The sequence below is a fragment of the Delftia sp. 60 genome (assembly GCF_002754395.1).
GTDB classification, from domain to species: domain Bacteria; phylum Pseudomonadota; class Gammaproteobacteria; order Burkholderiales; family Burkholderiaceae_C; genus Comamonas; species Comamonas acidovorans.
Genome location: NZ_PEFD01000001.1, coordinates 1,073,796 through 1,087,158, shown reverse-complemented (window position 1 = coordinate 1,087,158; position 13,363 = coordinate 1,073,796). Strand labels below are relative to the sequence as shown.

Genomic DNA, 13,363 nt, shown 5'->3' with positions numbered 1-13,363 from the left:
CTCCAGCTGCCAAGCTTGGATCTGTTACCCATGTCCTTGTACTGATGTGTCACCTATGAGTGTGAGTCGTACCGGGTGCTTTTCTTTGCCTACTTTCTTGTAGCAAGACAAGAAAGTAGGTCGGCCGCCGGGCCGAAACCCGGCCTCGAAAAACACCCCCCCGGCAGGATCAAAAAACGCCCCCGCCAGGGTAAAAAATCAAACAGCAAGCCGCCGCAAAAACCCATCCACCACCCGCAACGCATACCGACTAGCCACCACCCTCACAAACTCCGCAAAGTCCACATGCGCACTGTCATCCGCCCGATCGGAAACAGTCCGCATCGCAGCAAACGGCACGCCATAGTCCAGGCAGGCCTGCGCCACCGCAGCGCCTTCCATCTCCACCGCCAGCACCTCATGCCCTGCAGCACGCAGGCCCTGCGCCAGCGCGGAAGAGGCGCCCGCCGTGCCCACGAACTGGTCCCCGCTGGCAATCAGCCCCTGGTGCGCGCGCGGCGCCGTGGTGGCGTGGGCGGCGCGCAGGTCTTCGCCCGCCTCGGCCACGCAGGCCTGGGCGGCGGCCAGCAGCGCGGCGGTCATTTCGGGGTCGCAGGGCAGGCGAGTGCGTCCGTAGCCGGGCATTTCCCAGCGCGGGAAGATGGGCGAGGCGTCCAGGTCGTGCTGCAGGTATTCGTCGGCCACGACGACATCGCCCACGCGCACGCCTTCGCCCAGGCCACCGGCCACGCCGGTGAAGGCGATGCGGCGTACGCCGAAGCGCTCGATCAGCGCCGTGGCCGTGGTGGCCGCCGCCACCTTGCCTATGCCCGACAGCGCGCAGACCACGTCGTGCCCATGCAGGCGCCCGCGCCAGAACATGCGGCCGGCGTGGGCCGTGCCCTGGGCGTCGGACATGGCATGGACCAGGCCTTCCTGTTCCTGCGGCAGGGCACTGAGGATGGCGATGGTCATGGTGGCTTCTCTTTCAACGTTTCAACGGCACAGGCAAAAAGCAAAGGCGGCCCGGGGGCCGCCTGCGGGGCGAAAGCGCCCATTGTGCCGCGAGCCTGTGCGCGGTGCGGCTCAGATGGCGATGGCCGTGGCCTGGTTGAGCACGGCGCGCACCACGCTGTAGACGGTGAGGGCCGAGGTCTTAGGGTTGGCCTCCAGCGGCTTGCCGCGCATGGTCAATTCCATGGAACCGAAGGCGCCGCGCGCGGCCACATGGTGCACGTTTTCGTCCACGGCCGGGTCGGCGTACAGGCGCACCGTGGTGCGGTCCAGGCCCATGCCGGCCAGCGACAGGGTGGCGGCCACGTTGGCGTTCTTGGGGTAGAGCTGGGCGGCCTCGCGTGCGCTGCCTTCGAAGATGCAGAAGGCTTCCTTGAGGCTGGCGAGGTCGCAGCGCTGCTCTGCGGGCGTGCCGGTCCAGGCCAGGGGCGGCTTGCGGCCGGTGTAGACCACTTCGTCCAGGCCGCCGATGCGGGCTGCGGCCAGCGCATCCACGCCGCCGATGGCGCCCGACAGCAATTGCACCTGGGTGCCTCCGGCCTCGGCCGCGGCCTGCACGGCCTCGGCCATCCCGGGGGCGCTGAGTGCGCCGATGGAGGCCACGACGGCAGGAATGCCGCGCTGCAGGGCGGGCAGCACATGCTCTTCAATGGCGGTATGGCCTGCGCATTCGACGATGAGGTCGGGCCGGTCTTCAGTCGTCAGCGCAGGCAGTGCGCGCGCCTGAGGCGCATGCCGGGCCAGGGTGGCGCGCACGGCGTCCGTCACTTCGGGCACAAGCACCCAGCCCACCTGCACCGCGGCATGGCCCTTGAGCAGTTCGAGCACGCTGGCGCCAATCGCACCGCAGCCAATCACAGCAATATTCATCGTCATTTCTTTCTGAGCAAGAACGCGCTGAAGGCCGGTGGGAGCACCGTCTCCTCAGCGCAGAAAACCAGGATGCTGGGTGCGCAGGTGGCCCGTCAGTTCGACGGCGGCCTCGCGCACCTGTTCCACCCAGTGCGCCATGCGCCCGGGTGCGATTTCGGTAAAGGCCACGGCCATGCCCAGGCCCGCGATGATGCGGCCCTGCGCATCGCGCACGGGCGCGGCAATGCTGGAGACGCCGGGCTCGTAGAAGCCCTCGCCCATGGCGTAGCCGCGCTCGCGGTCCTGCAGCAGCAGCTGCTGCAGTTGCTGCACGTCGCGCGGCGTGCTTTCCGAGAATTGCGGCAGTTCGCTGCCGCCGAAGAGTTCGCGCAGCTGGTCTGCGTCCATGTCCTGCAGCAGGGCGCGGCCCAGCACGGTGGCATGGGCCGGCAGGCGCGAGCCCACGCGCACGGCGCCCTGGAAGGCGCCGGCCGGCGCGATGCGCGCCACGTAGACCACGGAGGTGCCGTCCAGCAGCGCCAGGTTGGTGGTGAAGCCCAGGCGCTCGCACAGCGCCTGCAGCACGGGCTCGGCCAGCTGGGCCAGCGGCTGGGTGGACAGGTAGTCGTAGCCCAGGCGCAGCACGGACAGGCCCAGCCGGTACTCGGTGCCCGAGCGTTGCAGATACCCCATGTTCTCCAGCGTCGTCAGCATCCGGAACACCGTGGAACGCGGCAGCGCCAGGGTGCGCGCCAGGTCGGGCGCGCTCCACACGGGCTGCGAAGGCGTGAAGCAGGCCAGCAGGCGCAGGCCGCGCTCCAGCGCGGGGACGGTGTAGCGGTCGTTGTCGTTCGAGAGGGTTTCGGAGGTGTCGCTCATCGCAATTCGGGCCGGTAGGCCATCAGGTCAGCAGGGTGGCCAGCCTCTGTGCGACATCCGCAGGTTGTTCGACGACAGAGGCATGGCCGGCTGCCGCAAGCGTAACGTACCGCGCGCCCAGCCTTGCGGCCCAGGCCGCGCAGGCAGCGGGCGGCGTGACCACGTCGTGCTCGCCCACCCAGACCTCGACCGGCATGGCCAGTTGCCCCGCCGCCTGCCCCAGGTCACTGCCGCACAGCAGCTCCACGGCCTGGGCGTAGCCGGCAGCATGCAGGCGCGCCGTGTTCCAGCGCACCCATTGGCGCACGGGCTCGGGCGCGGCGGGCGAGACCAGGCGCTGGTCGATGGCGGCAGCCAGGCCTTCGATGCCTTTTTCCTGCAGGGCCGCAAGACGGCCCTGGCGTACCTTGGCCTGCTGCTCGCCCATGCCGGGTGCGCCATAGCCGCCAGCGGGGCTGATCAGCACCAGTTGCTGCACGCGCCCGGCACCGGCCTGCACCGCCCAGGGCGTGCCCATGAGCGCGCCCAGCGAGTGGCCCACCAGCAGGCAGCGGCGCACGCCCAGCGCCTGCAGCGACTGCTCCAGCATGCGGGCGTAGTCGGCGCCCGTGGGCACGGCCGGTGCCAGCGGCGTGGAGCGGCCATAGCCGGGCGCGTCCCAGGCCAGCACACGCGTGCGCGGCGCCAGCGCCAGGGCCACGTCCAGCCAGGAGGCGGCGCCCGAGCTGATGCCGTGCAGCATCACCACGGCAAAGTCCGAGGCCGTGTCGCCGGCCTCGCGCCAGGCGACCTGGGCGCCACCGGGCAGGGCGATGAGGTGTTCGGGGAACTGCGTCTGAAGGCGCTGCTCCATGCATGCTGTTACCGAGGGGGTCATTTCAGTTATCCATGGCGATGGCATGGCCCTTCAGCCATGAGACTGGCACGATCCAAGCCAGGGACAGCAAGCAAGGGCCGCCCCGCCGCGAGGCTGTCGTCCCCCTTTCAAGGGGGAAGGCGCAAAGCGCCTCAGGGGGTGCTCCATTTCTAACGTTTGATTTTTGCCAGGGGGTGTTCTGGGGGATAGGTGGGCGTGATGGGCTTCTTGGCGCCCAGCATCACGCACATCAGCGCGTCTTCGTCGCCGATGTTGATTTCCTCGCGGTACACGCCGGGCGGCACGGAGACCACGTCGCGGTCGGTGAGGATGGTCTCGAAGCGCTGGCCGTCCTTCTCCAGCACGAGCTTGAGCTTGCCGCGGATCAGGAAGAAGACTTCCTCCACATCGGTGTGCAGGTGCGAGGGGCCTTCATTGCCGGCCGGGATGACCATGGTGGAGAAGGTGAAGTTCTCGGAAGGGATGGTGTTGCTGTCCGCAGCCACGCCCGTGCCGCCCGTGCCGATGTAGCGCATCTGGCCACGGCGGTACTTGGGGTCGAAGTCGGCCTGGAACTTCAGCGCGTCGAAGTCGTACTTGCGCGTGGAAAACCGCGCCACGCGCGATTCCATCCATTGTTCGAAGCTGGAGCCTTCCGGCTGGTCCCAGGTGCGGGGCGTGTTCTGAGCGGATTCGGACATGTGTCTCTCCATCAACGTCGGTGGAACATGGCGGGGAAGGCGCCATTTGTTTTATCCATGAATCACAGTTCATGGGGTAAAACAATTATAGGAAGATTGATCGCACGCAACAAGGGCCACATGCGCAGCGGCATGTGGCCCCTTTGCTGCCCAGTCTGTTGAGGGAACAGCGATGCGGGTGCAACAGCGATGCGGGTGCCTCAGGCAGTCATGCTGCGCCGCCCAGGCCGAAAGCCCGCATGGCTGGCTGGCCAGACCACGGACAGGCAGGCCAGCGCCAACACCGCCAGCGCCCAGGGCAAGGCGCTGGCACCCAGCCAGCCCAGCAGCAGTCCGCCGGCCACGCCGCCGCTCGCCACGGCCAGGTTGAAGACGGTCACCAGCATGGACTGGGCCACGTCGGCGCCCTCGCCTGCCGCGTCGGCCAGCGCGGTCTGCAGCAGCGTGGGCGCGCCGCCAAAGCTCAGGCCCCAGGCCGCAACGCCGATCAGAACGGCCACGGCCGACTGCCCGGCCAGGCCCAGCACCAACGCAGACACGGCGAACAAGGCCAGGCTCAGCACGGTGAGTGCGCGCAGCCAGCGGTCCACCAGCAGGCCCGTGAGCCAGATGCCGGCAATGGCCGCAAGGCCGAACAGCAGCAGCACCCCATCCACCCTTTGCCCCAGACCCGCCGAAGCCAGGAAGGGCGCGATGAAGGTGTAGAGCATGTTGTGGGCCAGCATCCAGCCGAACAGCGCCAGCAGCACGGGGCGCACGCCGGGCATGAGCAGGATGCGCGCCACGGGCAGGCGTTGGTGCGCCGCCTGCCCGGCGTAATCCGGCACACCCAGCAGCACCCAGGCCAGCAGCAGCAGGCACAACGCCGACAGCGCCCAGAACACGCCGCGCCAGTCGAACAGGCTGCCCAGCCAGGCGCCCAGCGGCACGCCGGCCGCCAGGGCCAACGGCTGGCCCACGCCCGCCACGGCCAGTGCACGCCCCTGCAGATGCGGCGGCACCATGCGCCGCGCATAGCCGGCCACCAGCCCCCAGATCACGCCCGCAGCCATGCCTGCGGCAAAGCGGGCGACCAGGGTCAGGCCGTAGTGGCCGGACAGCGCGGTGAGGCTGTTGAGCAGCAGGAGCCCGCCCACCGCCGCCATGAACAGCGGCCGGCGCCTGAGGCCGCGCGTGGCGGCCACGACGGGAATGGCGGCCAGTACCGAACCCAACGCGTACAGCGTGACCATCTGGCCGGCCATGGCTTCGGACACTGCCAGTCCCGTGCCGATCTGGGGCAGCAGGCCGGCCGGCAGGGTCTCGGTCATGATGGCCAGAAAGCCTGCCATCGCCAGGGCCAGCAGCCTGCCCAGCGGCAGGCCCGTGTCGCCGGAGGTGTCCATGGGCTGGTTCATTGCCTTTTCCTCGCTGCGCATCTCAGGCATGGGAGGCTGGATGGGATGCCAGGTGGGATGCCGCCATGTCCTTGTCGCCATGCCCGGCGGCCAGCGCGCGCTCGAAGCGGCGCAGCCCGGCCTGGGCGCCATCCAGCAGCAGGCCTGCGCCGGCGGCGGCATCGGCCACCAGTTGAGCGTCCTTGACGGCATTGGCCACGGTGAAGCTGGCGTCGTAGCGGCCTGACAGCATGGCAGCGGCCTTGGCCTGGAAGAAGCCGCTGTCCATGGGCCCGCCCGTGACGGCATCGACCACCAGTGCCGGTTCTATGTCCAGCCCCTTGGCCAGCGCCAGGCTTTCGGCCAGGCCATGCGTGAGTGCGAAGGCCCAGTGGTTGAGCGCCAGCTTGAGCCGGCTGGCGGCGCCTGCCTGCTGCGCAATCCACAGGCTGCGTTTGCCGATGGCATCGAACACCGGCTGCGCCTGGCCGCGCTGCGCCAGCGGGCCTGCGGCCAGGATGACCAGTTGGCCCTGCTCGGCCGGCTGGCGCGTGCCCTGAACGGGGCAGTCGTAGAACACCAGGCCATGCCGATCGGCGAACTGCGCCAGCGGCGCGATGGCGTCCACACCCACCGTGCTCAGTTGCAGCCACAGTGTGCCCGGCTGCAATGCGGGCGCTGCAGCCTGCATTGCCTGCAGCACGGCCGGCCCGTCCTTGAGCACGGTGACGACGATGCGGGCGCCACGCACGGCGTCGGCCGCATCGCCACAGGCCTGAACGCCGTCGGCCGCAAGGGCCTGGGCCTTGGCGGCCGTCCGGTTCCAGGCGCGGACGGTGAAGCCCTTGCGTTGCAGGTTGCGCGCGACGGGCGCACCGATCAGGCCCGTGCCGAGCACGGCAATGGTGGGTTGAAGGTTTGAATGCATGGGAACTCCAGGGTGATGAGAGAGTGAAACAGACACGGAAAACTGAAATCCGGATTACTGGAACGATCATTCCAATTCAAGGAAAATAAAAACCCGCAACGGCACGACATGCGCGCGGCGGGTGACGGGTGGCCGGCTACTGCGCCTGCAGCGCCATGTCGACCACGTCGACCACGTCCATCAGGCACTGGCGGCGCTGCGGCGCGCTGCTGCCCTTGCCCAGCACGCGCAGGCCCTGCACGGTGTTCAGGACGAAGCGCGCCAGGGCGCGCGGCTTTTTGCTGTCGGTGATGTCGCCTTCCTGCTGGCCGCGCAGGATGAGCTTTTCCAGCGCCTTTTGCAGGCGCTGGAAGTTGCCGGCCACCCTCTCGGCCACGGCCTCGTCATGGCCGGCCAGCTCCAGCGCGGCATTGGCGACCAGGCAGCCACGGCGTCCGGCATCGCTCAATTCGTCCTGCACGATGCGCAGCAGCAGCTGCCGTACCAGGTCCCGGGCGCGTCCCGGGCCGGACAGCAGTTCCACGTTGGAGGTGGTCACGGCCTCATAGCGGCGCAGCGCATGCTGGAACAGCCCCTGCTTGTTCTCGAAGGTGCCGTACAGGCTGCTGCGCGACAGGCCCGTGCCGTCCACCAGGTCCTGCACCGAGGTGGCCGCGTAGCCGCGCTGCCAGAACACCTGCATGGCGGCGTCTGCGATGTCATCGGGGTCGAAGTCCTTGGTGCGCATGGTGGCTCATTGAATTGGAACGATCATTCCACTCAATGTAGGCGGCCGTTTCACGGCTGTCAAGATTGCGCCAAAAAGCCTTCACTCGCAGGGAATTTCCAGCCCGACCTTCACGCGGTCCAGTGCCACGATGGTCTTGAACCATTTGACGTTGGGGTTCTCGGCGAACAGGCGCCGCGCCAGGGCCTCGTACTCCTGCATGGTGGCCACGGTGAGCACGAGCACGAAGTCCACCTCGCCCGTGACGTAGTAGCACTGCTGGACCTCGGGCACGGCGAAGTGCGACTTCATGGCGTTGAGCGCGTCGATGCTGGTGCGCTCGGTCATGACCTCCACGATGATGGTGATGGGCCGGCCCACGCGCGTGGGGTCCACGGTGGCGGCCTGGCCTGTGATCACGCCCTCGGCCTGCATGCGCTTGAGGCGGCGCTGCACGGCGGCCGTGGACAGGTTGACCTGCTCGGCCAGCAGGCGCAGCGGCACCGTGCTGTCGCGCTGGACGATGGCCAGGATGGCGCGGTCGAAGCCGTCCAGGTCGGCCAGGTGAGCAGGGTGGGCGGTGTGCTTGGTCATGGGAAGCGAGGACTTTTGGAGGGTGAGAAATTTTCTCGCAAACACCCCCAATTCAGAGACCAAAAAAAAGGTGCCGCGAAATAGTATTTCGTCGTTTTCCGCATCCAACGCATGCGGACCTGCCTGCCGAGAAAGCCCATCCCATGGCCACCCTGCTCCACCTGTCTCCCGTGTTTCTTGTGATGTCCATGCTCATGGTCTTGCGCCGCCCGCCTGTGCAGGCGGCCATGGCCGGGGCGGCGCTGGTCGCCCTGCTGTGGCTGGTCGATGCCTGGATGGCGACGGGCACCGCCGCTTCCGGCGCCGCCCTGGCCGCAACGCGCGACACGGGCGTGCTGTTCCTGAGCACGGCCTTCGTGATCGTGCCGGGCCTGGGCTTTGTGATCCTCATCGAACGCATGGGCGTGAACCAGGCGCTGAGCCAGTGGGTGCGCTCGCTGGGCCTGGGGCCGGCCGATCAGGTGGTGTTCATCGTGCTGGGCCTGGCGCCGCTGCTGGAGGCGATGACGGGCTTTGGCGTGTCGCTGATCGCCACCGTGCCGCTGCTGCTGAGCCTGTTCGAGCGGCGCGCCGCGCTGCGCATGGCGCTGGCGGGCATGGCCATCATGCCCTGGGGCACGCTGGGCCTGGCCACGGTGATCGGTGCCTCGCTGGCCCATGTGGACGCGGCCGCGCTGGCCGCTGTGTCCTCGCTGACCAGCGCGCCGGTGTTCCTGGTGCTGGGCGCCCTGTCCCTGCATCTGGCCGGCGAGCGCGGTGCGCGGGCCTGGCTGCTGCTGGGCGGCTTTGGCCTGCTGTTCGTGGGCGTGCTGCATGGCATCAGCCGCTGGATGGGCCCCGAGGTGGCGGGCGTGGGCGCGGGCTTTGCGGTGGCGCTGGGCATGCTGGTGCGCGCACTGCTGCTGCGCGGCACGGCCCAGGCGGCACCCGGCTGGCCGCGACAGGCCTGGCCGTATCTGGCGCTCGCCCTTGCCATCGTGCTGCTCAAGCTGCTGGCCCTGGCCACGCAGTGGGACCAGCGCTGGATCGTGCAGGGCGCCCAGGTGGCCTGGAAGCCTCTGGCCTCCCCGGGCGTGGCGCTGACCCTGGTGCTGGCCCTGCTGCTGGCGCGCGGGGCTGGCCGTGGCGTTGCCCTGGCTGGTGCTCTGGCCGCCCGCGCCAAGCGCCCGCTGCTGACCATCTTCTTCTTCCTGGCCATGTCCCAGATGATGGTCAAGGCCGGCTTTCTGTCCGGCCTGGTGCAGCTGCTGGCCGAGCTGGCGCCCGCTGCCCTGGCGCCCATCGTGGCGGCCTTCGGTGCGCTGGCCGGCTACATGACGGGCTCCAACGTGGGCGGCAACGCGATCTTCATGCCCGCCATCGCCCTGCTGCCCGAATCCTCGCGCCTGCTGCTGGCCGCCGTGCACAACAGCGCCGCCGGGCATGCGGCACTGGGCTCCCTGTCCATCGTGATGCTGGTGCTGGGCCTGGCACGGACCAATGCCCAGGAAGAGGGAGAACTCGTGCGCTTCGGCTTTGCGCTGGCCTGCGTCAATGCGGCGGCCGTGGCACTGGCGGCGCTGGTCCTGGCGGGGCTGGGCGTGTTCTGAAGACGTGTTCCTTTCCAATGAAAAGAGGCGCCGCAGCGCCTCTTTTCAAACACGGCAAGCCGCCCGCATTACTTGCTGTCGCGCAGCTCCCGGCGCAGGATCTTGCCCACCGGGGTCTTGGGCAGCTCGGTGCGGAACTCGATCACGCGAGGCCGCTTGTAGCCCGTGAGGTTGTCGTGGCAGAAGTCGCGCACGGCCTGTTCGGTGAGGCTGTCGTCCTTGCGCACGATGACCAGCTTGACGGCCTCGCCGGTCTTCTCGTCGGGCACGCCGACCACGGCGCATTCGAGCACGCCGGGGCAGTTGGAGACCACGTCCTCCACTTCGTTGGGATAGACGTTGAAGCCGCTGACCAGGACCATGTCCTTCTTGCGATCCACGATCTTGAAGTAGCCGCGCTCGTCCATGGTGCCGATGTCGCCCGTGCGGAAATATCCGTCGGCGGTGAAGACCTTGGCGGTTTCGTCGGGGCGCTGCCAGTAGGCGGCCATGACCTGCGGGCCCTTGATGGCCAGTTCGCCGCGCGCGCCCAGTTCGGTCACGTCGTTGCCGTCGTCATCGACCAGCTTGAGGTAGGTGCTGGGCAAGGGCACGCCGATGGTGCCCGAGAACTCGGTGGAGGTGACCGGGTTGCAGCTGACCGTGGGGCTGGTCTCCGACAGGCCATAGCCCTCGCAGATGGGGCAGCCGGTCTTTTGCAGCCACAGCTGGGCCACGGCGCTTTGCACGGCCATGCCGCCGCCGACCGAGACCTTCAGGTGCGACCAGTCCACGGTGTTGAAGTCCGGGTGGTTGGCCAGGCCGTTGAACAGCGTGCTCACGGCCGGGAAGCTGTGAAAGCGCTGCGTGGACAGCTGCTTGAGCGTGGCCTTGAGGTCGCGCGGGTTGGGGATCAGGATGGTTTTGCCGCCCGTGCGCATGGACAGCATCATGTTCACCGTGAAGGCGAAGATGTGGTACAGCGGCAGCGCGCAGATGCTGGTGGGCTGCTCGCCGGCCGGCACCTTGCCCATGGCGGGCTGGTTCCAGGCCTCGGACTGCAGCACGTTGGCGATGATGTTGCTGTGCAGCAGCACCGCGCCCTTGCTCACGCCCGTGGTGCCGCCCGTGTACTGCAGCAGGGCCATGTCGGAGGCCTGCAGCTGCGGCGCCTGGAAGGGCGAGCGCATGCCCTTGGCCAGCGCGTCGTTGAAGCGCACGGCCCCTGGCAGCGAGAACGGCGGCACCAGCTTCTTGACCTTGCGCACCACGTAATTGACGATGGCGCCCTTGAGCATGCCCAGCTGGTCGCCCATGGTGCACAACACCATGTGCTGCACGGGCGTGGCGGCCTTGCAGGCCTGCAGCGTGTGGGCGAAGTTCTCGATGATGACGATGGCCTTGGCGCCCGAGTCCTTGAGCTGGTGCTCCAGCTCGCGCGCCGTGTACAGCGGGTTGACGTTGACCACGACGAAGCCCGCGCGCAGCACGGCGGCCACGGCCACGGGGTACTGGGGAATGTTGGGCATCATCAGCGCCACGCGGTCGCCGCGGGCCAGGCCCAGGCTCTGCAGATAGGCGGCGAAGGCGCGGCTTTGCGCATCGACCTGCGAGTAGGTCAGCTCCTTGCCCATGAAGGAATAGGCCACGCGGTCCGCGTAGCGGCTGAAGGCCTCCTCCATCAGGGCCACCAGCGAGGGGTATTGGGAGGGATCGATGTCGGCGGGCACACCTGCCGGATAGGCACCCAGCCATGGGCGGTCACTCATGCTGCTCGTCTCCTGGTTTCTCGATTGAACGTGCATTCTCATAAAAAGCACGGTCGTTCGATACTGTGATAACCCTAGTACTACCCCTAGGGTCACCATTGCGTTGCTCCAGGTCAAAGCCCGCCGGGCCGCGCAGGCCCCCGATCACAGCCCCCCGTTCAATCCCAGGCGGGAGCCAGGCCGTCAGGGCTGACCTGGCGGTCGCCGCGTTCCAGCGCGGCGATGCGCTGCATGTCTTCGGCGCCCAGCACCAGCTGGCAGCTGTCCAGGTTGGCCTGCAGGTGGGCGCGCTGGGTGGACGAGGGAATGACGGCATAGCCCATGGCCATGGCCCAGGCCAGCGCCACCTGGGCGGGCGTGGCGCCGTGGGCGGCGGCGATGTCGGCCAGCACGGGATCGGCCAGCAGCTTGCCGTAGCCCAGCGTCATGTACGAGGTGGTGTGAATGCCCTGCTGGCGTGCGAAGTCGGTGACGGCGCGGTTTTGCAGATAGGGGCTCAGTTCGATCTGGTTGGTGGCGATGTTCGTGGCGCCCACGGCGGCAATGGATTGCTGCAGCAGCGCGATGTTGAAGTTGGACACGCCGATGTGGCGCGTCAGCCCCTGCTCCCTGGCACGCATGAGCGCGCCCAGGCTGTCCTCCAGCGGCACGCTGCGCGAGGGCCAGTGGATCAGCGTCAGCTCCACATGGTCGGTGCGCAGGGCTTCAAGGCTGCGCTCCAGGCTGGGGATCAGCGCGTCGGCGGACAGGTTCTCGGTCCAGATCTTGGTGGTGAGGAAGAGCTGATCGCGCGACACGGCGCTGGCGGCGATGGCGGCACCCACATCGGCCTCGTTGCCGTAGATCTGGGCGGTGTCGATCGCGCGGTAGCCCACCTCCAGGGCCTGGCCCACGGAGTGGCGCACCACCTCATCCTTGAGGCGGAAGGTGCCCAGGCCGAACGCGGGCACCACGGAAGCGAGAGAGGCAGTCGATGTCATGCAGGTCTTTCAAAAAAGCAAACAAGGCGCGGAACCACGCCCCGAAGACTGCAGTCTGGCGGGTTAGCGCTTGCAGATAAAGCCTGGTATCAGCAGAAAATATTTGACGCTGCAGCAACAATTGCGCCAAGCTGGCGCCCCATGAAAACCACCCTGGACGAGTTGCAGGCCTTTCGCGCCGTGATCGACTGCGGCAGCATCACGGCGGCGGCCGAGCAGTTGGGACAGACCACCTCGGGCATCAGCCGCAGCCTGTCGCGCCTGGAGAAAAAGCTGGCCACCACCCTGGTACGGCGCACCACGCGCAGCCTGGAACTGACCGAGGAAGGCGCGCGCTTCCTGACCCGCGCGCGCGAGGTGCTGCAGGCCCTGGACGCGGCCGAGGAGGAACTGGCCGCGCGGCGCCAGGCGCCGGCCGGGCTGCTGCGCGTCAACGCGGCCTCGCCCTTCATGCTGCATGCCATCGTGCCGCTGGTCGGCGAGTTCCGCGCGCTCTATCCGCTGATCACGCTGGAGCTGAACACCGATGACCTGCACATCGACCTGCTGGCCCAGCGCACCGACATCGCCATCCGCATCGGCGAGCTGCGCGACTCCACGCTGCATGCGCGGCTGCTGTGCCACAGCGTGCTGCGCGTGCTGGCCAGCCCCGCCTACCTGCAGGCCCATGGTCCCGTGGCGAGCGTGGCTGCGCTGGCGCGCCACCAGCGCATTGGCAACAGCCAGGTGCCCGGCCTGAACCACTGGCCGCTGCGCACGCCCGAGGGCGGCGACCGCTGGGATGCCGCGCCCCAGCTCACGGCCTCCAGCGGCGAGACCATGCGCCAGCTGGCCCTGGCCGGCCAGGGCGTGGTCTGCCTGGCCGACTTCATGACCGTGCGCGATCGCGCCCAGGGCGAGCTGGTGCAGGTGCTGGCGCGCGAGACCGTGCAGCAGCGCCAGCCCATCCACGCCGTCTACTACCGCAACACGGCGCTGGCCGCGCGCATCACGGCCTTCCTGGACTTTCTCGCGCAGCGCATGGCGCAGTCCTGAGGGCCGTGTGACGTCGGCCTGAACGGCTTGATCGGCCCGTTCGGCTTGTGCATGCAGGGCGCATGCATATGCGTTTTGCTTCGTTGCCGCAGGGCTGGCGGTTTTACAGAATCCGGGATTCGCCGC

Annotated in this window: 13 protein-coding genes; 2 read left to right on the top strand and 11 right to left on the bottom strand. The window is 68.3% G+C overall.

Annotated features, from left to right (window positions below; all coding sequences use genetic code 11):
- Positions 1-198: 198 nt before the first annotated feature.
- The 9 genes from CLV01_RS04935 to CLV01_RS04895 form a co-directional block, all read right to left on the bottom strand.
- A complete protein-coding gene (locus tag CLV01_RS04935) occupies positions 199-954 on the bottom strand; it encodes a 5'-methylthioadenosine/adenosylhomocysteine nucleosidase (protein ID WP_088165838.1) in 756 nt (251 codons plus the stop codon).
- A gap of 111 nt (positions 955-1,065) precedes the next feature.
- Entirely contained in the window at positions 1,066-1,863 is a 798-nt protein-coding gene (locus tag CLV01_RS04930; RefSeq protein ID WP_043825460.1) for an aspartate dehydrogenase, read from the bottom strand.
- A 54-nt stretch (positions 1,864-1,917) separates the two neighbouring features.
- Entirely contained in the window at positions 1,918-2,724 is an 807-nt protein-coding gene (locus tag CLV01_RS04925) for an IclR family transcriptional regulator (RefSeq protein WP_012202883.1), read from the bottom strand.
- Between the two features lie 22 nt (positions 2,725-2,746).
- Complete coding sequence (locus CLV01_RS04920) at positions 2,747-3,577, bottom strand: alpha/beta fold hydrolase (protein ID WP_257221200.1); 831 nt, start codon at positions 3,575-3,577, stop codon at positions 2,747-2,749.
- Between the two features lie 173 nt (positions 3,578-3,750).
- Entirely contained in the window at positions 3,751-4,281 is a 531-nt protein-coding gene (locus CLV01_RS04915) for a cupin domain-containing protein (protein ID WP_012202881.1), read from the bottom strand.
- Positions 4,282-4,481: 200 nt separating this feature from the next.
- A complete protein-coding gene (locus CLV01_RS04910) occupies positions 4,482-5,678 on the bottom strand; it encodes an MFS transporter (protein WP_099735222.1) in 1,197 nt (398 codons plus the stop codon).
- 22 nt (positions 5,679-5,700) lie between these two features.
- Positions 5,701-6,585, bottom strand: a complete 885-nt coding sequence (locus tag CLV01_RS04905; RefSeq protein WP_097204075.1) for an NAD(P)-dependent oxidoreductase — start codon at positions 6,583-6,585, stop codon at positions 5,701-5,703.
- A gap of 136 nt (positions 6,586-6,721) precedes the next feature.
- Entirely contained in the window at positions 6,722-7,312 is a 591-nt protein-coding gene (locus tag CLV01_RS04900) for a TetR/AcrR family transcriptional regulator (protein WP_013804518.1), read from the bottom strand.
- A gap of 81 nt (positions 7,313-7,393) precedes the next feature.
- Complete coding sequence (locus CLV01_RS04895) at positions 7,394-7,885, bottom strand: Lrp/AsnC family transcriptional regulator (RefSeq protein ID WP_016449824.1); 492 nt, start codon at positions 7,883-7,885, stop codon at positions 7,394-7,396.
- Between the two features lie 143 nt (positions 7,886-8,028).
- Here CLV01_RS04895 and CLV01_RS04890 point away from each other — a divergent pair, with 143 nt between their 5' ends.
- Positions 8,029-9,474, top strand: a complete 1,446-nt coding sequence (locus CLV01_RS04890) for an L-lactate permease (protein WP_099734855.1) — start codon at positions 8,029-8,031, stop codon at positions 9,472-9,474.
- A 68-nt stretch (positions 9,475-9,542) separates the two neighbouring features.
- On the opposite strand, the gene CLV01_RS04885 is transcribed toward CLV01_RS04890, so the two are convergent.
- Positions 9,543-11,222, bottom strand: coding sequence for a long-chain-fatty-acid--CoA ligase (locus CLV01_RS04885; protein WP_099734856.1), 1,680 nt, complete (start codon positions 11,220-11,222; stop codon positions 9,543-9,545).
- A gap of 158 nt (positions 11,223-11,380) precedes the next feature.
- The gene (dkgB, locus tag CLV01_RS04880) at positions 11,381-12,202 is read right to left on the bottom strand and encodes a 2,5-didehydrogluconate reductase DkgB (RefSeq protein ID WP_099734857.1); all 822 of its coding nucleotides are present in this window, start codon (positions 12,200-12,202) and stop codon (positions 11,381-11,383) included.
- Between the two features lie 141 nt (positions 12,203-12,343).
- On the opposite strand from dkgB, the gene CLV01_RS04875 reads away from it, so the two are divergent.
- A complete protein-coding gene (locus CLV01_RS04875) occupies positions 12,344-13,237 on the top strand; it encodes a LysR family transcriptional regulator (protein WP_099734858.1) in 894 nt (297 codons plus the stop codon).
- Positions 13,238-13,363: the final 126 nt, after the last annotated feature.

Bases quoted from the DNA above. Each gene is read 5' to 3' on its own strand.
- CLV01_RS04935 (WP_088165838.1), bottom strand. From the start codon at position 954: ATGACCATCGCCATCCTCAGTGCCCTGCCGCAGGAACAGGAAGGCCTG.
- CLV01_RS04895 (WP_016449824.1), bottom strand. From the start codon at position 7,885: ATGACCAAGCACACCGCCCACCCTGCTCACCTGGCCGACCTGGACGGC.
- CLV01_RS04885 (WP_099734856.1), bottom strand. From the start codon at position 11,222: ATGAGTGACCGCCCATGGCTGGGTGCCTATCCGGCAGGTGTGCCCGCC.
- CLV01_RS04925 (WP_012202883.1), bottom strand. From the start codon at position 2,724: ATGAGCGACACCTCCGAAACCCTCTCGAACGACAACGACCGCTACACC.
- CLV01_RS04905 (WP_097204075.1), bottom strand. From the start codon at position 6,585: ATGCATTCAAACCTTCAACCCACCATTGCCGTGCTCGGCACGGGCCTG.
- CLV01_RS04890 (WP_099734855.1), top strand. From the start codon at position 8,029: ATGGCCACCCTGCTCCACCTGTCTCCCGTGTTTCTTGTGATGTCCATG.
- CLV01_RS04910 (WP_099735222.1), bottom strand. From the start codon at position 5,678: ATGAACCAGCCCATGGACACCTCCGGCGACACGGGCCTGCCGCTGGGC.
- dkgB (WP_099734857.1), bottom strand. From the start codon at position 12,202: ATGACATCGACTGCCTCTCTCGCTTCCGTGGTGCCCGCGTTCGGCCTG.
- CLV01_RS04930 (WP_043825460.1), bottom strand. From the start codon at position 1,863: ATGAATATTGCTGTGATTGGCTGCGGTGCGATTGGCGCCAGCGTGCTC.
- CLV01_RS04875 (WP_099734858.1), top strand. From the start codon at position 12,344: ATGAAAACCACCCTGGACGAGTTGCAGGCCTTTCGCGCCGTGATCGAC.
- CLV01_RS04920 (WP_257221200.1), bottom strand. From the start codon at position 3,577: ATGGAGCAGCGCCTTCAGACGCAGTTCCCCGAACACCTCATCGCCCTG.
- CLV01_RS04915 (WP_012202881.1), bottom strand. From the start codon at position 4,281: ATGTCCGAATCCGCTCAGAACACGCCCCGCACCTGGGACCAGCCGGAA.
- CLV01_RS04900 (WP_013804518.1), bottom strand. From the start codon at position 7,312: ATGCGCACCAAGGACTTCGACCCCGATGACATCGCAGACGCCGCCATG.